The following is a 19978-nucleotide window of genomic DNA, read 5'->3' on the forward strand; positions in this document are numbered from 1 at the left end:
AGAAGAGACTGTTTATGCCCAATGAAATTCCACTTAAGTATTATGACATCGTCGATGAATACGCGTCGGAAGCCGCGGAGCCGGTAAGTGAGGCAGAGCGCGATCCTCTTGCCTGTTATTTCCAGTTGCTGCTCACCCGTTTATCGAACAATGAAGAGATCAGCGAGGAAGCCCAGCAAGAGATGGCGAGTGAAGCCGGCATCCGTAGCGCGCGCATTGATGATATTGCGAACTTCCTCAATCAGTGGGGAAATGAATAGTCCACCTCAAAAACCGTTGTGCTGATGCTTTGCTAAACAGCTCAGCATCACGCTATCGGACCACATGCATTTTTTATCCGGGATGTGCGTTGAGGGTTTACCGATGAGCAGGGCGAAAATAACGATCAGGAAAAAGAGTACCAGCGGAAACAACAGAGAATTTTTCACGTTTTAACCAAATGAGAGTGTGCTTCAGGGTAATCTACGGTCTGAATGTGACGACTATATGTTTTTAGGAAAGAAATGGAAACGTCTGATCTGGAAAAACATTACCACGACACCAACGCTAAGACGCTGGCGCTCTGGGAAAAGCGGGACGGTATCGGAGCGGTAAGGGAGCCGTTTTATGCTACGCAAAAGCTCGCACTGGCGACAGGTTTCCAGCCGGAAATGACCGCGTCTCTCGACATGTTGTTTCGGGAACTGCGGGCGTTGACCCGCCACGACTCGTTAGTAGACCTCCAGCCGCCATCCGGCTTCCATTTCACCTTCGTACCCATAACGCTCCCTCTCTACGACGAGAATGCACCGTTACCGGCGAAGACGCATCAGCTTATCGACGCATGGACCCCTTTTGCCGGTCTGGGCATCACGGTTCGGGAACTCAGGCTGGTGGCATTGCCCAACCAGCTCTTGCTTGCAGGCATACCCGATACACTTGCCTTGAGGCAGCGGCAGGCGTTTTGTGAACGTCTGTTAACCACGGACTGGCAAGAGGCGTTGCGCTTACGTCATGGCAATACCCTTTTGCCAGCGCCGTTCTGGCACACTACGCTGTTGCGCTACCAGGCAGACTGTCTGCCTGAATCACTGAGGGCGTTTTTCCGTGAGCGCCGCATGCAGCGTTACGGTGAGGTTTGCGGAGAGCTAAAACTCAACGTCGTGAATTATAACTGGACGCTATGCAGAGCCGTCACGTCGTCAATGTTGACATGCTAACGCGCTGGTTTTTGCTTATCGTTGTTAAGTTGCTGCGTCAGTTCATCAATGGTCAGTGATTTAGAGAAATACCATCCCTGAATCAGGGCATCAGGATACCGGTCTGCGATAAAGCGATATTGCGTTTCGCTTTCCACACCTTCAAAGACGAGCGTTTTATTCAGTCTGGCGAGGGCGTCACTAAAGATGACGAATATATTCTGTTTATAATGCTCATTAATACCATCTACCAGCGATTTGTCTATTTTGATCTCATCGTATTCCAGAAGCGATATGCGGGCGAGGTTAGAGTTTTGCACTCCAAAATCGTCAATTGATATTCTCACACCCAGTGATTTTAATGCCTGACAAAACCCTTCGAGAACATCCGCAGTGGAGACCGCCTTTTCAGAGAGTTCAACTTTTATCAAGGAGAGTGGAATGCTGTTCACTAAACACTCACGACACAGAATCTTAATGAATTGCTCGTCTTCAATCTCGGTTCGGCCAATATTTAATGAAATCACCAGCTGATGTTTAATCGCCAGCGAGGCGATTTCTGCCAGGGATTTTTCGATGATATTGATATAATACTTTTGATACAGGCCAATTTTCTTAATTAAGGGAATAAAGAGCTCAGGCGAGACCTCTCCATGATTGTTATCGCGCCATCTCGACAGAACTTCGACGCCCACCATTTTTTTATCCTGGATTCGAATAATGGGCTGGTAGTTAACGCTGATGGTATTGGCTTTTACCGCGTTAACCAGCGTGCGCTCCAGTGAGAACCGATCTTCATAGATGCGGAAGAAAAACAGCGTGATCGCTATCCAGATGAAAGCCAGAATTGCCGTGAGAAGGGTAAACACCACCAGAGACAATGAAGCCAGCCCTGCGTTGTGATGCTTCACGATCACACACAAATCCCATACGGCGCTGCACTGCGTCAGGGTTAAGGTAAACAGATTCGAATGCAGCCAGCTCTGTTCTTTTATCACCGGGGAGGCTGAGAAAAATGTTCTGCCGAAATCTTTGGTCGTCGTACTCAGTGAATAGTTCGCCGTAATCGGCGTGAACTTATCGTAAGCATAGCGGGAGGTGAATATAATCACGTTATTATAAATTGCCGCATTGCCTGTAAAAAAATCTTTTCTGGAAAACTGTGCCAGAAGAAAACCCCGTGGCGTTTTATGCAGCTCTGCAGGAAGGGCAACGGGAGTGGCGAGTTTACCCCAAAAAGCAGTACAGGCTATTTTCCCCTTTTCAATAAAACCGATATCCCCGAAATAGAGGCTATCTAACTTTATCTGCCTGTAACTATCGAGACTGGTTTTATCACAACCCTGTGTAGTAATGCTTTTGAGCGCCTGCGCCACACTTTGAGAGAGGCCTTCTGAATATTGCAAAAGGGAATGGGAAACCTCGAGCTGTTTGCTCTTTTGCTGGGCCACGATAACCGCATTAACCGCGTAGAGAGAGAGGGCGACCAGCAACGTTGAAATGATAGCAACGGCAATGATCTTTTTCATTTTCCAGTTGTCCCGTTCGCTCCCTGATTTCACAAATCTTAACACAGCCAGGGCAAGGCACAAGCCTGATAATAACGGAGGTTTATCTTATTCAGTCAGAGTAACTCATGCGGAAGTACCAGTTTTTTAAGATAAATCTTAACTAAACTTTTCACATTGCTTTAAGCAGCGCAGAGTTTGCCAGGCGATCGCCTTATACAGGTCATAAATGAGCGTTTTTCTCTTAAGGAAAAAATCGTGCGTAACGTTATGCTCCCCATTCTGTGTGCCTTATTTGTGTTTCTGAGTGGCATGCTGATCATTAACTGGCAGTTGTGGCATATGGCCCGGTCAAATTATGCCGAAACCGCCGCCGCAAGCACGCGTAAAATTGAGGCCATTCTTGCTGAGGCTGTCAGTGCTGCAGATACCGCAAAACGGGTTGCCGCTGCAGGGTGTACCGACACCGGACAGCGTGAACTGGGTTCGGAAGCTGCGCTGAAACCGCATCTTCGCGCCATTATGATTGAGCAGCAGGGCAGGATCGTCTGTACCTCCCTTCCCGGAAACGGCGTATTGATTGTTCGCCCGCAGACGCTGCCCAACAAAGAATTGATGCTGCTCCCCGGTAATCGCCTGGTGAACGGCATTCCGGTGTTACTTTTCCAGATGCCCGTCGCGAAAGGGCGCGTTATCGTAAGCGTTAGCGACGCGCATTTGCGGGATGTTATTGCGAGTGCAGCAAACAGCACGGGACTGAGGCTGGTTGTTGGCGAAAAAGCGATAGCCGGCGCGGGGGATGTGACCGGCTGGCCCCCCGTGAAGTGGGCGGGCTCCTTAACAGCATCGGCACATTTTCCGTTTAGCATGGCCTGGCAGCCTCCCGCCTTTTTCAGCCTGACGCGTTTACTGCATCAGGGATGGAGCCTCATACTGCTTATCCTTGCGTTATCTGCAGCTGTTGGCATTCTTATCCGTCGCTACAGGGGGAAAAGCAGCTCGTTTGAAGACGATCTGCGTAAAGCCATCATCCACGGCCAGATCGTTCCGTACTATCAGCCGATCGTGAATGGCGATACCGGCGGTTTGTATGGCGTGGAAGTGCTGGCAAGGTGGAAGCACCCAAAATCAGGCTTTATCCCACCGGATGTTTTTATTCCGATTGCCGAGCGCAGCGGTCTGATAATTCCGCTGACCAAAGGGTTAATGGCGAAAGTGGTGACCGAGCTTAAGCCGCTTTTGCCTAAGTTGCCGGACGGATTTCACATCGGGGTGAACATCAGCGCCAGACACATCAATGCGCCTTCTTTTATCGCTGACTGCCGGGTCTTTGGAAAAGGCTTTTATGGTAAAGAGGTCAAACTGGTTCTCGAAGTGACCGAGCGTGAACCGCTGATCGATAATCCTCATCTGGTGGAAAATCTCAATGCGTTACATAACGCCGGTTTCGTCATTGCGCTTGATGACTTTGGGACCGGGTATTCCGGACTCTCCTGTCTGCACGCGCTGGCGATTGATTATATTAAAATCGATAAAAGTTTCGTGAACCGGGTATCAGAGGCGAAAGACTCTACGATCCTGCTGGACTGTGTGATTGACCTGGCGAAAAAACTCTCACTGCATATCGTGGCTGAAGGGGTAGAAACGAAGGAGCAACTGGACTATCTCAACCGTAATCAGATTACCCTGTTGCAGGGATACTATTTTGGTAAACCGGTCTCGTATAAAGAATTTATTAAAGTCATCTTATCTAAGCCGCTGGAGAAGGTCAGTCTGTAAGAGATTTTTTTCTGTGAAAGGGGCCCAGTAATAATATCTGATGCCCGTTTGCGAAAAGCGAAATATCATCAAATTTCTGTTGTATGCTTAAGTGCAATTCATTTTCCTCTTATCCTGAGCTTTGTTACAGTGACTCAAGTTGTCAGCCAGGGATGTCAGGCGTGATAAGGTGGAAGAGCTCGTGCATGTGAAAAATACTTTTTACACAACAACTATTACCGTCATCATTGTCTCATTGATCATTTCGCTGTCGCTTGCCGTCCAAATTACCACGTCCAGGCAGCAGTCAATCCAGCAAATAAATACCAGCGTTGCTAACCTGAGCCATACCTTAGACGTGTACAGCGAAGGGATCATGCGCCAAAGTGAAATGTTGATTACTTCGGTTTCCGACATAATCAAAATTTATGGCATGACCCCACAACAGGCCAAAAATATCCAGCGGATGATAAGCAATCAGGATAATCTTCTTATCCAGATAAATAATGTGGTTGTTTACGATGCGCAAGGGAATATTTTTACGGCACTGCATGAAAGTTTTTCCGGACCCCGGAAAGGGGTGGACAGGTCGTTTTTTATCTACCACAAAGAAAATAAGAGCCAGCAGATTTTTATTGGCCAGCCGGTGGTCAGCAGAACGAATGGTAAATGGGTCATAACCATTAGTCGTCGGCTGGAAACCCCTACCGGCGCGTTTAACGGTGTCGTTGTGGTTACGCTGGGTATCGAAAATTTTCTGGCGTTATACGGGCAGATCAATATTGGTCACTCAGGCGTGATCGGCTTAACAACCCAGTCAGGCGTGTTGCTGGTACGTCATCCGTTTAAAAATAATTACATCGGCGCGATTGTTTCGGATTCGCCTCTCTTCAGGACATACCTCAAGGTACAAAACGCGGGTATCGCCAGCTCTGTCTCACGGTTTGATAAAATCGAACGCATTTATGCTTTCGAGAAGAACAAGCGCTACGGGCTCGTCACCACCGTGGCGGTCAGTACGCAAGAAGCACTCGCCCCCTGGCGCAAGCAGGCTCTCCAGCTTTCTGTCCTCATTTTGGTTTTTACCGCGATACTCATTGCGGCGTCCTGTTTCCTCTATTCCGATTTATCCAGGAAAACACGGGATAACAGAGCGCTGAAGATTATTGCGTCTGAAGATGCGCTAACCGGGCTTTTCAACCGACGTATTTTTGATGAAAAAATTCTGTCAGAAATTGCGGCCTGTGCGGCCAGCGACGCCCCGATTTCGGTGTTGATTGTCGATGTGGACTACTTCAAAAAATACAACGATAACTATGGTCATCCCGAAGGGGACCGCTGTTTAACCCTGCTGGGAAATAGCCTCAGGGAGAGCCTCAACCGGGACAACCAGGTTGTGGCGCGCTATGGTGGGGAAGAGTTTGCACTGATCCTGCCAGACACGGATATCCAGGAAGCGCTCCGCCTCGGTCAGACGATCATTCGCAATGTCTTTTCGCTGCATATTGAACATGCTTTCAGTCCCTTCGGGCGGGTCACGGTTAGCGTCGGGATCTCCACTGCGCGTGCCGTGGATATCGCGGGCAGCCAGCAGAACATCATTATAGCCGCCGACCAGGCGCTCTATCAGGCAAAACGTGCAGGGCGAAACCGGCACGCTTTTGTAGCGGTGTAGGCAAAAAAAAGCCCACTCTAGAGTGGGCAAGAAATACTGGAAGCAATGTGAGCAATGTCGTACTGAATACCTGAGCGTTTCACTCAACTATTCAGTGTTGAGAAAGATAATCTTTCTCAACAAAAGATGCAACCCCATATTTCTTGTGGTGCTGTTGATGAATAAACGCGCACTCTCTCACTGTGATGCTTATCACAAATTTCCTTTCTGAAATCCTGTGCTATCCTTTCTTGTGTCGTTGATTTAATGACAAAAACCATACGGAGAGGAAACTTATGGGAATTTTATCCTGGATTATCTTTGGGCTTATTGCAGGTATTCTGGCGAAGTGGATTATGCCGGGCAAAGATGGCGGTGGGTTTATCGTCACCGTAATACTGGGGATTATCGGTGCAGTGGTGGGCGGTTGGATCAGTACGCTGTTCGGCTTTGGTAAGGTCGATGGCTTTAACTTCGGCAGCTTCGCTGTCGCGGTGATCGGTGCGTTGGTTGTTCTGTTTATCTACAGAAAAATCAAAAGCTAAGCCTGATAAATGTTGAAAAAGGCTGCCATATGGCGGCCTTTTTACGTGGTGGGTTTACCACCAGCCTAGCTGCGAGCCTGCAACAGCCACGATTGCCACGATCAGCATAATGAGGGTTGTTTTTCTCATTTATGCCCCCGGAGCAGCGTAACCACCGACAAAAAACCAGGCCAAAAACACTACCGCCGTTATAAAAATAACGACCGGGAAGAGGATCCCTATTCTCATACCATCACCTGTTTCGGTTTTTATAACGCCGTAGAGTGTACGGGGTTAATCCATCGCGAGAAAGCGCGTTTTGCTTTTTCCTTTCTTATGCTGATACATCGCGACATCAGCCGCGCGTAACGCACTGTCCGGATCGGTCACGGCGGGGTCAACTTCAATCACACCGAAGCTGGCGCCAGGATAAATAATGTTCACGCTCCCCAGCCAGTATTCTCCTGCAATACGGGCGTCGAGGCGCGTTTTAAGCAGGTTAATCAGTGTGCTCTCACCCGTACTGTTGGTCTGGCTAAGCGAGGCCACCAGAAACTCATCACCGCCCAGCCTGCCAATTATTTCGTCCGCCTGTTTTTCTTCAGTCAGACGTTTACCCACTTCAATCAGGAACCGATCGCCTGATTCATGCCCGTAACGGTCGTTAATCAGCTTGAAATCATCAAGGTCGATAAACGCGATGATGGCGTTGCGTTTAAGGTGCTTTGCCAGTGAAAACAGGGTCGTCAGCTCTTCGAAGATGGCGCGACGGTTTGGTAATCCGGTAAGGGCATCGGTATAAGAGTGCGCAATGAGTGCCGCATTGGCTTCCCGAAGCTGGATCACCAGCGACTCTTTCTGAATATACTGGGCAATCAACCCGGCGAATAATTTCAAAACTTGTTCACCGCGATCGCTGGGATGTTTCTTTTCCGTGCTGGTGGCGCAGAGCGTGCCATAGAGTGAACCATCCGCAAGATGAATAGGGATACTCATGTAGGTTGTAATGCCAAGGGCTTTCGCGGCATCGCAATCCGGCCAGCGCTCTGCCACCTCGTTACTGAACAACGTACCACTCTCGATGGCGCGCTTACACAAGGTGTCGCCCCATGGAACGCTCAGCCCCTCAGGGATCTGCATCTGCTTGCTGTTGCGGGCGTAGAGGATATGCTGCAGCCGCGCATTGATATCGACCTTCGTCAGGTAGGTGGACTCCATTTCAGTCACAATCTCCAGCATCTCCAGCAGCTGGCGGACGAGACTTTCAAGGGACTGCTCAGTGGCGAGCGTTTCTGAAACACGGGCAAGGATAATATCCGACATGACGTAGGCTCACTCCCATGCAGAAGACGTCTGCATCTGCATGTTATGCTGAATTTTTCGACTTCGGGCATAGTAAAACATGAATATAAAAATTTTAATATTCATCACAGGGGAGCGGGGGAGAAAAAAAGCCCCGATGTTGAGACCGGGGCAAAGACATCTTGATTACGGAATGATGTTCTCTGGTCATTGAGAACACGTGCCACTGTAGTGTGGAAAAGTGCAGTTAAGATGGAGAAATCGTGGAGAAAGCGGCGATGACCCGTTACCCTTAAAGTCTGATGAAGTGAAAAGGATCAATGAGATGAGATTACTGCTTCTGGCACTGGCGTTACCGCTGGCCGCCTGTACCTCCAAAACAACCCCGCCTGATGCCCCGAAACCGCCCCATGTTATCGGGATGGCTAATCCCGCCTCCGTCTACTGCCTGAATAAAGGCGGGGAACAGGTCCCGGTTCAGAGCCCGCAAGGGGTTCGCACGGAGTGCAAGTTGCCCGGCGGCGAAGTGATCGATGAATGGGCGCTTTTTCGTCGCGATCATCCGCAACCTGCCAGGTGACAGCGGGACAGTGGCTGCGGTACACTTCTCTTTAGGATTATTCTTAGCCTTTCGATGGCTACCGTTATCGTGAGAGAAGTATGTTTCAGCTTAAACCGGGCAGCATGGCGATGATCATTGGTGCCCGCACGGCGTCCGGCCGTCGTAATATTGGTAAATCTGTTGAACTGTTTGGCCTGTTTCAGCCCGGCCAGCGTTTCGTTAATCCGGTCAATGGCGTCATGACGCAGTTACCCGCCACCTCGGATCGCGCGCTTTGGCTGGTGACCGGTGATGTCTTCGCGTTTGACAATCAGCACGGCTTTGCGTTTATTCGCGCCGAACATCTGATGCCGCTTACCCCGGATACGGCGCCGCAAATCCTTGATGAACTGATGATCGACTGACTAGACATTACGCAGCCAGTCGGCTAACACCAGGGCGTGATTGTGTTCCTTATCTTTCGCGCCATAGAGAAGGGTTAAGGTCTGCTTGCTGGCCAGCGCCGCAAGACGCAACCCCTCGTCCTTGTGCTGCGCCAGCTCTTCCCGGTACGCCTTGCTGAAGGCGTTGAAATCAAGGGTTTCGCTATGAAACGCCTTGCGTAAATCGTTGGACGGGGTGAGCGTTTTACACCATTCATCATACGCGAGATCGGTTTTCTTCACGCCACGCGGCCAGAGTCTGTCTACCAGCACCCGATAACCATCGTCCGGGCTTGCCTGTTCGTATACGCGTTTACACTGGATCATCTTTTCTCCTCACCTGCGGCAAAACGTTCTGCGTATTACTCTAGCACTTTGTCTTTACCCACCCAATTTAAGGTATTGTGATAATTGCAGAAGATCGGTAGTCTGAGGTTCCTTATGTTATCTGCTAATACTCAGGCATAAGGAACCTTTCATGGAACACCTCCCGGCTAAAACCACACTGCGCATTGCGCTGGTTGGCGATTACAATCCCGATGTTATTGCGCACCAGGCGATCCCGCTGGCAATTGACGACGCCGCTGCCGTTCTTGACCTCACCGCTGATTATGACTGGCTCGCGACCACGGAACTGACCAGCCCGGAAGATCTGGTGGGTTATGACGCTATCTGGCTGGTTCCCGCAAGCCCGTACAAAAACACGGCGGCGGCCTTTATCGCTGCACGCTACGCACGCGAAAACAGCATTCCCTTCCTCGGCACCTGCGGCGGGTTCCAGCATGCGCTGATTGAGTACGCCCGTAATGTGCTGGGCTGGCACGATGCGGCGCACGCCGAAACGGATACCGAAGGCACAATGGTGATTGCGCCATTAACCTGCTCGCTGGTGGAAAAAACCGATGCAATTGAGCTGCGCAACAATACGCTCATCGCCAAAGCCTATGGCAAACCGGAAATCGTGGAGGGATATCACTGCAATTACGGTGTGTCGCCGGAATTTGCACGGGAGCTGGAGAGCGGCGAAATGCGCGTCACCGGCTGGGACGAGCAGGGTGAAATTCGCGCCGCGGAGCTACTGACCCATCCGTTCTTCGTGATCACTTTATTCCAGCATGAACGTGCCGCGCTGGAAGGTCGACCGGTGGTGCTGGTACAGGCAATGCTGCGCGCGGCGCGCGGATAAAAAAGGCAGACCTGGTGGTCTGCCATTCTACTAACGGGGCGTGACCTCCCGGTCACGCCCGGCAAGCATACCGCAAACGGCCATGATCACGGCGGCCAGTGCACAGGCCAGTAGCGGATACCGCCAGTCACCGGCAGCATCGTGAATTTTGCCCATCAACGGCGGGCCACAGGCGGCCAGCAGATAGCCAACCGACTGTGCCATGCCGGACAAGGCCGCGGCCTGATGCGCAGAGCTGGCGCGCAGCCCGATGAAAGTCAGGCCAAGGATCATCGTTGCCCCGGTACCAAAACCAAAAACCAGCGTCCACATGACCGCCATTCCCGGCGCAAACCACAATCCTGCTGCGCTTATCGCGCACAACAGCGCCACGACGCCGGCGATTGCTCGCTGATCCTTCAGACGATGGAGGATCAGCGGGACAGCGAGACCCGGCACGGCGGTGGCCAGCTGTAAGAGTCCGTGCACAGAACCCGCCTGGGCTTCGCTATACCCGTGGCTGAGCAGGATCGCCGGTAGCCAGCCGATGATGACATAGTAAATCAGCGAGTTAATCCCCAGAAAAAGGGTGACCTGCCAGGCGAGGGCAGAGCGCCAGATGGCGCGGTTATGTAACGCGCCTGCACCGGTCACCGTCGCAACGTGTTTCTGACGCCACTGTGGCAGCCAGAGCAGTAGTGCAGCCAGCGGAAAGGCCATCAGCATTAGCAGGGCGCCATGCCAGCCGGCTTCCCCTTGCGCCAGCGGAACAATCAGTACGGAACCTAACGCCGCGGAGATCCCCATCGTCAGGGAATACGCACCGGTGAGTCTGGCAACCTGTCCCGGGAAGTCACGTTTAATTAACCCAGGCAACAGCACATTGCCCAGTGCGATACCGCAGCCAATCACCGCCGTACCGATGAAAAGCAGGGGGGCGGAAGGCAGGGAGCGCACAGCAATGCCGACGCAAATCAGCAGCAGGGCGATAAACAGGCTGCGCTCCATGCCGATACGCCGGGCAACACCTGCGGCGAGCGGGGAGATAAGGGCGAAAGCCAGCAGAGGCAGGGTGGTCAGCAGACCGGTTTGCGCTGTACTCAAGCCATAATCGAGACGAATGGTATCGAGCAGCGGTGCTGCTCCGGTAAAGGTGACGCGAAGCGTAGTGGCAATCATCAGGATACCTGCGATCAGCAGCGCGCCCTGTTTTCCTGAAACCCGAATTGCAGTAGTCATTGTGTTCTCATACGTTCAAGCGAGCGCACACAATACCGATTTTCTCCACGGTTGAAATCAGGCTAAAATGACAGTTTATCGCTAATATCGGACAACCTGATGATTGGTCTCGGACTGGACGGCTACGATCCCGATAGCCAGCATGATGCGGCTGTCGCGTTTCGCATCCGCGTGGTGGCGCAGGAACAATACATTCCGCGACACCAACATCGTAAGGGACAGCTGATTCTGGCGCTGGGGGGAGCCATTACCTGCGAAGTGGAAAACGCCATGCTGATGGTACCGCCCCAATATGCCGTGTGGATCCCTGGCCAGATGCCGCACAGCAATAAGGCCACGCCGGGTGCCCAGCTTTGCTTTTTGTTTATTGAACCCGGAGCGGTAAGTTTGCCCGATCGCTGCTGCACCCTGAAGATCTCCCCTCTGGTGCGGGAACTGATCTTATCGCTGGCGGAAAAATCACGTGAAGCACTTTCGCTTGCTGCCACATCGCGTCTGGTGGATGTTCTTTTTGACGAGCTACCGCTGCAGCGTCAGGAACATTTGCAACTGCCCGTTTCGCCTCATCCAAAAATCCGGCTGATGAGCGAGAAGATGGCGGAAGAGCCTGCCGCCTGGCAGACGCTGGCGCAATGGGCGAGCCACTTCGCCATGAGTGAGCGCAATCTGGCGCGCCTGGTGGTGAAAGAGACGGGCCTGAGCTTTCGCCGCTGGCGGCATCAGCTGCAGCTTATTGTGGCGTTACAGCTGTTGATTGGGGGAAAGTCGGTACAGCAGGTGGCACAGTCGCTGGGGTACGACTCCACCACCGCGTTTATCACGATGTTTAAGAAGGGGCTGGGGCAGACGCCAGCGCGCTATATTGCCAGCCTGACTATGACTTCCCGATAAACAGTGAGACCAGCCCGGCTGCAATCAGCGGGCCCACCGGAACGCCACGAAAGAGCGCCACGCCCAGCACGGTTCCCACCAGCAGACCGGCCACCAGCGAGGGCTGGCTGCTCATCAGCGTTACGCCACGCCCGCCCAGCCACGAGACAAAAACGCCTACCGCTATCGCTATCAGCGATTTCCAGTTTACAAACGAGTGCAGCAGCGTTGAGGCAGGCAGCGTACCGCTGGCGATAGGTGCCATCACCCCAATGGTCAGAATGATGATCCCGATGGTGAGACCTTGTTTTTCTATCCACGGGAAAAAGGTGTTTAACGGGGTCACGCGCACAATGATCAGCACCAGAATTGAGATAGCGACGGTGGTGTTATGGCTGACAAAGCCAAGCGCAGCGAGGGCCAGAAGAATGAGCAGAGTTGGGTCAAACATAAGGAATCCTTGCCAAAAGAGTAAGCCTGCTTACTTTACGCGGAAACACGGCTGAAGACAGTTTTTAAAAAGATTTTACTGCTGTCATAACCCTGTCATTTACGGGGGATAAAACAGAGGCAGGCATCGAAAAAGGGTCGCAAAAATGTACGATCACATGTTTGTCGAAACGCTGATCATCTCTTCATCGTTTTTCGCTGTTGCCATTATCCTGGTCGCGTCAGTTATTTTTCTGGAAAAAAAAGGCTGACGTGATGCCAGCCTACACGATTACGCTTTATGGAACGTCACCAGCTCAGGACGGGCGATACGCAAATAATCCTGCGTATCCATAATCACGGATTTTTCCAGCAGACCGGCGTTAAACGCGATTTCATCAAAACGCTCAAACAGGAGCGGGTCGGCCACCAGTGCCAGATCGGGATGGAAGCTAAAAGGCGGAATGGCGCCAAAAACGCAGGCGGTCAGGGTATCGACTTCGGCAGGGCTTGCGAGAGACGCTTTTATCCCCCCAAAATGGCTGGCAAGCTGGCTTAAATCGGCCTGCAGATCGGCGGCGAGGATCGCCAGAACGTGTTTTTTTACGCCGTTTCCCTTCACCTTACAGACCAGTGCTTTTGCCCCTTGCCCCAGATCGGTTCCGCGGATCTCACTCACCGCTTCGCATTTCCCCACGGCGTCATGCTCCATGACGCGAAATCGTGCGCCCTGCTGGGTTAACAACGTAATGAGTTGCTGGTGGGTTGTTGTTCCCTTAACGTCATCAGACATAGCGATTTACCTGTTAAATACCAATACGCAGCGTTTAACCTTAGCACAGAATATTTCGCCGTTGGTATAGACGTTGCTGTTGGGCGATTGCTTTACCCGCTGATTGTGTGTCGGCATCAGAAGAGATTATATCCAGCTGCAATGTGCAGGTGAGATCGGAGAAAGATTTAAAAACGCTTAACAGGCATGAAGCTTCTCAGGTTTCATAAAGTGAAAGTCCTGAGAAGCGAGAAAAATTACAGATGTGATTTCTTTATCTCGAACTATTATCGGCGATACTCTTCAATTGTTCGTCAATAATATTCAGTATAGGCCGAACATCAGTATCCATCACGCGGCGCTCTTTCAGTCTAACCTGGATAGCTGATTCATAGTTTGGCCCCCAGACATCAGCATTATCTGCCTGAGCGACAAGCATTTTAAATGGATAGAGGCAAATTAGTTTTTTCTTAAATGCTCTGGATACATGCACGAATGATGTATCTGGAGAAATCACGAGTGCACTCTCTTTTATGATTTGTGCAGCCGAAAAGAATGAGGGCAATGAACTCTTAGTGACATGATCTGCATCGGGAATAGGCTTTATTTTATGTTGTTCGCCAAGAATGATTAAGTGAAAAGTATCTTTATATTTAGCCATGTGACTGGTAATGGCCTCAATCTGCGCTGTTGAGAAGAAACGTTCACTAACACTGCCGTAAGGAATGAACGCAACCGTTTTTTTATCAGTGGTTTTCTTAAGAAAATCCTTTGCTTTTTGTACATCGTCGTCAGGTATGATCACAGTGTAATCATAGTTCTGTGCCGATATCCCCAGATGCTTCAGGAAATCAATGTATCTTGTGCTTATATGTGACAAAGGGCAGCTAATGTTAATTACTTCGTCATAGATACGATACTTCCTGGTAAAACCGATTGTTTTGTGTGGTTTTATTAGTCTGATTAAATTAAATGTTTCGACATTTGAATGAGTTATTTCATGCGAGTCAACAAATACAAAAGGTGGAAGTTCCCTTAACACCTTGATTAGCATCTTTTTGTTGTTAGGTTCATAAAAGTAAAGAGCTTCTAAATTGTGCCATTCTTTGAAGAGAAAGTGTGTCCTTTTATCTGCAATAACAGAGACCTGAAAATTGTTTCTTACCAGAGTCTCAATCACACCACCAATGACAATAGCATCACCAATCCCTTTACCAATGAAGGGGATAATCAGATGGTTTGTGCCCGACCCATGTCTCGTTCGAGAAGTACGCCCCTGAGCGGCAATCATACTCAATAAGTTAAGTTTTAACTTAAGTTTGATCCTTTTCAAAAAATAGTTTTTAGATCTGTTTGCTTTTTTTATCCATCGAAACATTAAAGACTCCTTGAATACTTATCTGGTGTTAGTTAGCGTGGTACCAATTTCTTTTCATTTTGGCTAAAAGTCAGCTCGACATCCATAAAAATAGTATATGCATTCCCATCCACGAGGAGGCTCTCCACCCGTATATTACCTGTAGTGATTGCTACCAGTCATTACTGCGAGGTAGGCCACCTGTGCGTCAGTAAGCTCTGGCGCGCCCTGGAGTTGGGTAAGTTGTTCTGCCGTCGGTGGAGAAATAATTTCAATGGCTGCATAACGCATCTGTGAAAAGGCCCTACGGGGCTTAACGCTTAAAATTATGTGTAAATGGCCGCGAGTTGATGACTCTAACACTGGAGGTAAGGTGGATTCAATGTTCGGTTTTGGTAGATCAGCAATACGTTCCTGCTTTGGGCAATTTTTATGCGCCTGTTGTTCTTCCTTCTCCGGATATGCTTATCCTTAGTTTATCGTATAGCTTATCCAACAAACATATAACCCTGGTAGGGGTGTGCCAATATCGGAAGAAAGAATTTTAGTCAAACATGGGATTGTTGAGGTATTAAATAATCCGCTTGCCCTTTACAGGCTAATTACCCTGAAAGCCAAAAGATCAGCCAGTTAGTATAAATAACTGGCTGATTAATGATGATTAACTTGTTGTTGAACTTTGTTTATGGAACAGTTCCCTGAACACTGGATAGATATCATCCTGATCGCGGATATGCTGCATGGCAAAGTTATCGAACATCGATTGCAGATGTTCATACTCACGCCACAGCGTCTGGTGAGCACGGCGGGTAATTTCGATATAGCTGTAGTAACGCACCACCGGCAGAATTTTCTTCGCCAGAATATCGTGACACAGCGGGGAGTCATCCGCCCAGTTATCGCCATCTGATGCCTGCGCGGCATAGATGTTCCACTGCGCCGGGTCGTAACGCTCTTTCACCACTTCATCCATCAGTTTCAGAGCGCTCGACACGATGGTGCCACCGGTCTCCTGCGAGTAGAAGAACTCATGTTCATCCACCTCTTTCGCCTGAGTGTGGTGGCGTATATAGACCACTTCCACGTTCTTATAGGTTCTGCTCAGGAACAGATAGAGCAGGATATAAAAACGCTTCGCCATATCCTTGGTGGCCTGGTCCATCGAGCCGGAGACATCCATCAGACAGAACATGACCGCCTGGCTCGACGGTTCGGGGCGTTTTTCGTAATTTTTGTAGCGCAGGTCGAAGGTGTCGATAAACGGTACCCGGTCTATTTTAGCCCGGAGTTCGGCTATCTCTTTGCGCAGGCGTTCCTCTTCCAGCAGTTGTGCCGGTTCCGTATTTTCCACCACCTTCAGGTTGCTCTCCAGCTCGCGGAGTTCGCGCCGTTTACCTGCCGTCATGGCCGTGCGTCGCGCCAGAGAGTTCTGCAGCGAACGGACCACGCTGATGTTGGCGGGCACGCCGTTTGCGGTATATCCCGCGCGATGGGTTTTGTACTCGTTAAGCTGACGATGCTGGTTCTTTTTCAGATTCGGCAGCGCAAGATCCTCAAACAGCAGGTCGAGATACTCATCTTTTGAAATCTGGAAGACAAACTCATCCTGTCCTTCACCGTCCTGGCTGGCCTGTCCCTGACCGCTTCCTGAACCGCCCCCGCCGCCTTGCGGGCGCTCGATTCTGTCGTTCTGCACGAAGTGGTCATTACCTGGGTGTACGCGATGGCGCAGGCCGCCACGTCCCTGATGAAACATCGGTTCGCTGATGTCATCGGTGGGGATGGAGACAGATTCGCCGCTGTCGACGTCGGTCACCGAGCGTTTGTTGATGGCCTCGGAGATCGACTGTTTAATTTGCGCTTTATAACGGCGCAAGAAGCGCTGGCGATTTACCGTGCTCTTGTTTTTGCCGTTAAGACGACGGTCAATAAACCAGGTCATATATCCCCCGTACTGCATTTGCCAACTTGCAGTGTCCGGACGTGCCGGACATTTTTTTGTAGCCCGGCAGGCGTATGCGCTACCGGGCATTTGTACTTGTATTAAGACGATTTACGTACGCGCAGATACCATTCGCAGAGCAGGCGAACCTGTTTACGGGTGTAGCCTTTCTCCATCATACGGTCGACAAAATCGTCGTGCTTTTTCTGCTCATCGGTTGACGTTTTGGTGTTAAACGAAATCACCGGCAACAGCTCTTCGGTATTGGAGAACATTTTCTTCTCGATTACCGTGCGCAGTTTCTCGTAGCTGGTCCAGTTCGGATTACGTCCGTTGTTATGCGCTCTGGCGCGCAGGACGAAGTTCACAATCTCGTTACGGAAGTCTTTCGGGTTACTGATCCCGGCCGGCTTCTCGATTTTTTCCAGCTCTGCGTTCAGTGATTCCCGATCGAACAGCTGGCCGGTATCCGGGTCGCGGTACTCCTGATCCTGGATCCAGAAGTCAGCATAGGTGACATAACGGTCAAAAATGTTCTGCCCGTACTCTGAATAAGACTCCAGGTAGGCGGTCTGGATCTCTTTGCCGATGAACTCCGCATATTTCGGGATCAGGTAGCCTTTCAGAAACTCAAGGTAGCGTTCAGCCTGTTCCTGCGGGAACTGCTCGCGTTCAATTTGCTGCTCCAGCACATAGAACAGATGAACCGGGTTTGCCGCCACTTCCGCATGGTCGAAGTTAAACACGCGGGAGAGGATCTTAAAGGCGAAACGCGTGGACAGACCGTTCATCCCTTCGTCCACACCGGCGTAGTCGCGGTACTCCTGATAAGACTTCGCTTTCGGGTCGGTATCTTTCAGGCTTTCCCCGTCATACACGCGCATTTTCGAGTAGATGCTGGAGTTTTCCGGCTCTTTCAGGCGCGAGAGAATGGAGAAGCGCGACAGCGTTTCCAGGGTGCCTGGTGCGCAAGGTGCGTGTACCAGCTCACTGTGGTTAAGCAGTTTCTCGTAAATTTTGATCTCTTCGGAGATCCGCAGGCAATAAGGCACTTTGACGATGTAGACACGGTCAAGGAACGCCTCATTGTTTTTGTTATTACGGAAGGAGACCCACTCAGATTCGTTTGAGTGTGCGAGGATAATGCCGTTAAACGGCAGGGCGGAAATACCTTCCGTACCGTTGTAGTTGCCTTCCTGGGTGGCCGTCAGCAGCGGATGCAGCACTTTAATTGGTGCTTTAAACATCTCAACGAACTCCATAATCCCCTGGTTGGCGCGGCACAGCGCACCCGAGTAACCGTAGGCATCCGGGTCGTTTTGCGCGTAGTTTTCCAGCTTACGAATATCGACTTTACCCACCAGGGCGGAGATATCCTGGTTGTTCTCATCCCCCGGTTCAGTTTTGGCGATAGCAATCTGTTCCAGAATGGATGGCCACACCTTGACGACGCGGAATTTGGTGATATCCCCACCAAACTCGTGCAGGCGTTTTGCCGCCCATGGCGACATGATGGTGCCAAGATAGCGCCGCGGAATACCAAACTCTTTATCCAGAATTTGCGCATCTTCCTGCGGATTAAACAGGCACAGCGGATGGTCATTCACCGGGCTGCGTTCACCGTTAGCGCTCAGCACATAGATAGGGACGCGTTGCATCAGTGATTTCAGACGTTCAGCCAGTGATGATTTACCCCCACCCACAGGGCCGAGTAAATAAAGGATCTGTTTCTTCTCTTCCAGACCCTGGGCGGCATGCTTCAGGTAGGAGACAATCTGTTCGATGGCATCTTCCATACCATAGAACTCTTCAAACGCCGGGTATCGGGCGACCACCCGATTCGAAAAGAGACGGGAAAGCCGAGGTTCCAGGGCAGTATCAACCATGTTTGGCTCACCAATAGCCATTAATAGCCGTTCTGCCGCATTGGCATAGGCACTGCGATCTTGCCGACAAATGGTAAGAAACTCCTGCAGTGTGAACTCTTCGTCCTTGGCAGCTTCATAACGCTGGCGATAGTGATCGAATATATTCATGGCATGCCGTCCTTTCGTTTTTTAGCACAGGATAAGAGCCGTTCGTATGAGTAGTGGAGGCTCCCGGAAGAGAATCTCTCGCACCTCACTGCCAGAGCAGCAACCTGTGTGCCAGGTCAGACGCTAAGAACCGCAGGGTGTTCAGAAAAAACTCTTCTTAATTTAAAGCGTAGATGGCATTTGCAAAACTTGCATGCCGATAAAATCTAATTTCAATGACATATCAATAACTCATCCAAAAATTTCCCCTGCTGTTTTAGGGTAAAAGCACGTTTTTCATTCAGTAGTCATATAAATGAAAGCAGGCTGTCACCTGAAAAGTTGAAAATAACGGGTTAATCAGACTGATTAGCAGGCAAAAAATTTTGGGATGTACGACAATGGCGGTTAAACTTCTCTCGCTGATTATTTGACTACAGGAAAGAATGGATTGTGACCAAACTCAAACTTCTGGCATTGGGCGTACTTGCCGCAACCGCTGTTAGCACCGCACAGGCGGCGGAAAGTCAGTGGACTGTTGGCGCGGGCGTTGGCGTGATTAACAGCCCATACAAACAGTATGATCGTGATGTTTATCCAGTTCCGGTTGTCACCTATGAAGGCGATAACTTCTGGTTCCGCGGTCTGGGCGGTGGCTACTATCTCTGGAATGATACGGCCGACAAGCTCTCCATCATGGCTTACTACGATCCGACGCACTTCAAGCCGGGTGACAGCGACAGCCATGCGCTTCGCCAGCTCGACAAGCGTAAGAGCACCATGATGGCGGGACTCTCTTATGTGCATAACACCGAATATGGCTTCCTGCGTACCGCGCTTGCGGGGGATACGCTGGATAACAGTAACGGTTTTATCTGGGATCTGGCCTGGCTCTATCGCTACACCAACGGTGCGTTAACGCTAACCCCGGGTATCGGTGTGCAATATAACAGTGAGAACTACAACGACTACTACTATGGTGTTTCTAAGAACGAATCCCGTCGTAGCGGTCTGAAGAGCTACAGTGCGGACGACGGCTGGGATCCGTACCTTGAGCTGACGGCAAGCTATAACTTCCTCGGTGACTGGAACGTCTACGGTACCGGGCGCTATGAGCGTCTGAGCGATGAAGTGAAAGACAGCCCGATGGTTGATAAGTCCTGGGCGGGCATATTCTCAGTCGGTGTGTCCTACAAGTTCTGATTGTGCATTAAAACAGTGCAATCATTGCATCAAAACGGGGCGTTTGCGCCCCGTTTGCATTGGTGTGGTGCAACGAAA

Annotated in this window: 22 protein-coding genes; 11 read left to right on the plus strand and 11 right to left on the minus strand. The window is 50.6% G+C overall.

The genetic code is table 11. The features are described from left to right. Window positions 1–14 precede the first annotated feature (14 nt). Window positions 15–260 carry a YmjA family protein gene (locus tag HV242_RS08700; protein ID WP_047744441.1) on the plus strand — a complete coding sequence of 82 codons (246 nt, stop codon included), beginning with the start codon at window positions 15–17 and terminating at the stop codon, window positions 258–260. A gap of 243 nt (window positions 261–503) precedes the next feature. Next, the gene (locus tag HV242_RS08705; RefSeq protein WP_050736645.1) at window positions 504–1199 is read left to right on the plus strand and encodes a hypothetical protein; all 696 of its coding nucleotides are present in this window, start codon (window positions 504–506) and stop codon (window positions 1197–1199) included. Here HV242_RS08705 and HV242_RS08710 read toward each other — a convergent pair. Continuing rightward, on the minus strand, window positions 1196–2707 hold the full coding sequence (locus HV242_RS08710) for an EAL domain-containing protein (protein ID WP_050736646.1): 1512 nt from the start codon (window positions 2705–2707) through the stop codon (window positions 1196–1198). The two genes, HV242_RS08705 and HV242_RS08710, sit on opposite strands and share 4 nt — an antisense overlap. Before the next feature lie 237 nt (window positions 2708–2944). Here HV242_RS08710 and HV242_RS08715 point away from each other — a divergent pair, with 237 nt between their 5' ends. The 3 genes from HV242_RS08715 to HV242_RS08725 all read left to right on the plus strand — a co-directional run bounded on the left by HV242_RS08715 (window position 2945) and on the right by HV242_RS08725 (window position 6643). Beyond that, complete coding sequence (locus tag HV242_RS08715; protein WP_080471946.1) at window positions 2945–4465, plus strand: EAL domain-containing protein; 1521 nt, start codon at window positions 2945–2947, stop codon at window positions 4463–4465. 181 nt (window positions 4466–4646) lie between these two features. Further along, window positions 4647–6119: a sensor domain-containing diguanylate cyclase gene (locus HV242_RS08720; RefSeq protein ID WP_032679672.1), complete on the plus strand. Its 1473-nt coding sequence runs from the start codon at window positions 4647–4649 to the stop codon at window positions 6117–6119. Between the two features lie 275 nt (window positions 6120–6394). Then, complete coding sequence (locus tag HV242_RS08725; protein ID WP_006174788.1) at window positions 6395–6643, plus strand: GlsB/YeaQ/YmgE family stress response membrane protein; 249 nt, start codon at window positions 6395–6397, stop codon at window positions 6641–6643. A gap of 54 nt (window positions 6644–6697) precedes the next feature. Here HV242_RS08725 and yoaJ read toward each other — a convergent pair whose 3' ends face one another. The 3 genes from yoaJ to HV242_RS08740 are packed head-to-tail and all read right to left on the minus strand — an operon-like array spanning window position 6698 to window position 7945. After that, on the minus strand, window positions 6698–6772 hold the full coding sequence (gene yoaJ, locus HV242_RS24450) for a protein YoaJ (protein ID WP_071605476.1): 75 nt from the start codon (window positions 6770–6772) through the stop codon (window positions 6698–6700). Further along, window positions 6773–6871: a YoaK family small membrane protein gene (locus tag HV242_RS08735; protein WP_014883431.1), complete on the minus strand. Its 99-nt coding sequence runs from the start codon at window positions 6869–6871 to the stop codon at window positions 6773–6775. Between the two features lie 45 nt (window positions 6872–6916). Further along, window positions 6917–7945 carry a sensor domain-containing diguanylate cyclase gene (locus HV242_RS08740; protein WP_050736647.1) on the minus strand — a complete coding sequence of 343 codons (1029 nt, stop codon included), beginning with the start codon at window positions 7943–7945 and terminating at the stop codon, window positions 6917–6919. Window positions 7946–8249: 304 nt separating this feature from the next. Here HV242_RS08740 and HV242_RS08745 point away from each other — a divergent pair, with 304 nt between their 5' ends. Further along, window positions 8250–8504 (plus strand): putative hemolysin, encoded by a 255-nt coding sequence (locus HV242_RS08745; protein WP_050736648.1) that lies wholly within the window; start codon window positions 8250–8252, stop codon window positions 8502–8504. 80 nt (window positions 8505–8584) lie between these two features. Continuing rightward, the gene (locus HV242_RS08750; protein ID WP_181616920.1) at window positions 8585–8890 is read left to right on the plus strand and encodes a nuclear transport factor 2 family protein; all 306 of its coding nucleotides are present in this window, start codon (window positions 8585–8587) and stop codon (window positions 8888–8890) included. Here the strand turns inward: HV242_RS08750 and HV242_RS08755 are convergent, their stop codons facing one another. After that, on the minus strand, window positions 8891–9235 hold the full coding sequence (locus tag HV242_RS08755; RefSeq protein ID WP_014169629.1) for a DUF488 domain-containing protein: 345 nt from the start codon (window positions 9233–9235) through the stop codon (window positions 8891–8893). A 151-nt stretch (window positions 9236–9386) separates the two neighbouring features. On the opposite strand from HV242_RS08755, the gene HV242_RS08760 reads away from it, so the two are divergent. Continuing rightward, window positions 9387–10094: a CTP synthase C-terminal region-related (seleno)protein gene (locus HV242_RS08760; protein ID WP_014169630.1), complete on the plus strand. Its 708-nt coding sequence runs from the start codon at window positions 9387–9389 to the stop codon at window positions 10092–10094. Window positions 10095–10124: 30 nt separating this feature from the next. Here the strand turns inward: HV242_RS08760 and HV242_RS08765 are convergent, their stop codons facing one another. Beyond that, on the minus strand, window positions 10125–11312 hold the full coding sequence (locus HV242_RS08765) for a CynX/NimT family MFS transporter (RefSeq protein ID WP_181616921.1): 1188 nt from the start codon (window positions 11310–11312) through the stop codon (window positions 10125–10127). Between the two features lie 99 nt (window positions 11313–11411). On the opposite strand from HV242_RS08765, the gene HV242_RS08770 reads away from it, so the two are divergent. After that, a complete protein-coding gene (locus HV242_RS08770) occupies window positions 11412–12203 on the plus strand; it encodes an AraC family transcriptional regulator (protein ID WP_014169632.1) in 792 nt (263 codons plus the stop codon). On the opposite strand, the gene HV242_RS08775 is transcribed toward HV242_RS08770, so the two are convergent. Then, window positions 12187–12633 (minus strand): DUF441 domain-containing protein, encoded by a 447-nt coding sequence (locus HV242_RS08775; protein ID WP_014169633.1) that lies wholly within the window; start codon window positions 12631–12633, stop codon window positions 12187–12189. The genes HV242_RS08770 and HV242_RS08775 overlap by 17 nt on opposite strands. 145 nt (window positions 12634–12778) lie before the next feature. On the opposite strand from HV242_RS08775, the gene yoaI reads away from it, so the two are divergent. Then, the gene (gene yoaI / locus HV242_RS24220) at window positions 12779–12883 is read left to right on the plus strand and encodes a small membrane protein YoaI (RefSeq protein ID WP_014169634.1); all 105 of its coding nucleotides are present in this window, start codon (window positions 12779–12781) and stop codon (window positions 12881–12883) included. 20 nt (window positions 12884–12903) lie between these two features. Here the strand turns inward: yoaI and HV242_RS08780 are convergent, their stop codons facing one another. From HV242_RS08780 to yeaG, 4 genes are all read right to left on the minus strand, one after another. Beyond that, window positions 12904–13404, minus strand: a complete 501-nt coding sequence (locus HV242_RS08780) for a YbaK/prolyl-tRNA synthetase associated domain-containing protein (protein ID WP_014169635.1) — start codon at window positions 13402–13404, stop codon at window positions 12904–12906. Window positions 13405–13657: 253 nt separating this feature from the next. Next, window positions 13658–14761, minus strand: coding sequence for a glycosyltransferase family 9 protein (locus tag HV242_RS08785; RefSeq protein WP_044868256.1), 1104 nt, complete (start codon window positions 14759–14761; stop codon window positions 13658–13660). Window positions 14762–15401: 640 nt separating this feature from the next. Continuing rightward, window positions 15402–16682 carry a YeaH/YhbH family protein gene (locus tag HV242_RS08790; RefSeq protein ID WP_025204423.1) on the minus strand — a complete coding sequence of 427 codons (1281 nt, stop codon included), beginning with the start codon at window positions 16680–16682 and terminating at the stop codon, window positions 15402–15404. A 101-nt stretch (window positions 16683–16783) separates the two neighbouring features. Then, on the minus strand, window positions 16784–18718 hold the full coding sequence (gene yeaG, locus HV242_RS08795) for a protein kinase YeaG (RefSeq protein WP_014169637.1): 1935 nt from the start codon (window positions 18716–18718) through the stop codon (window positions 16784–16786). A gap of 432 nt (window positions 18719–19150) precedes the next feature. Between yeaG and HV242_RS08800 the strand changes: the two genes are divergently transcribed. After that, window positions 19151–19900, plus strand: coding sequence for a MipA/OmpV family protein (locus tag HV242_RS08800; protein WP_014169638.1), 750 nt, complete (start codon window positions 19151–19153; stop codon window positions 19898–19900). The last annotated feature ends 78 nt before the right edge of the window (window positions 19901–19978 follow it).

The organism is Enterobacter sp. RHBSTW-00593 (assembly GCF_013784105.1).
In the GTDB taxonomy this organism is placed as follows: Bacteria; Pseudomonadota; Gammaproteobacteria; order Enterobacterales; family Enterobacteriaceae; genus Enterobacter; species Enterobacter ludwigii.